Below are 453 nucleotides of genomic sequence, written 5' to 3'. Positions count from 1 at the left end.
CAGGAAGGTCACATCACGTCCCGCCGCCAGCATGCGGCGCGGCCGATGAAGATTGTGGTGGATTGCGGCAACAGCGTTGCCGGTGCGTTTGCCGGCGAGTTATATCGCGCACTTGGTTGCGACGTACGGGAACTGTTCTGCGAAGTGGATGGCAGGTTTCCCAATCATCATCCCGATCCGGCCCATCCGGAAAACCTGCAAGACGTGATCCGGACTTTGCAGCATTCCAATGCAGAACTGGGATTGGCTTTCGACGGCGATGGTGATCGCCTGGGCGTGGTCACCAAAGATGGCCAGATCATTTACCCGGATCGCCAACTGATGCTGTTTGCTGCCGACGTACTGACACGCCATCCTGGCGGAAAAATTATCTATGACGTTAAATGCACCAGTCATCTGGCCCCCTGGATTGCGCATCACGGCGGCCACCCCCTGATGTGGAAGACCGGCCAT

At 57.6% G+C, this 453-nt stretch carries 1 pseudogene; it reads left to right on the top strand.

What is annotated here, in order from left to right:
* Positions 1–453: pseudogene (locus HLUSI_RS31485) on the top strand (phosphomannomutase/phosphoglucomutase); the annotation flags it as partial.

This window comes from Herbaspirillum lusitanum P6-12 (assembly GCF_000256565.1).
Taxonomy (GTDB): Bacteria; Pseudomonadota; Gammaproteobacteria; order Burkholderiales; family Burkholderiaceae_D; genus Herbaspirillum; species Herbaspirillum lusitanum.
This window is presented reverse-complemented; position numbering and strand designations above follow the sequence as displayed.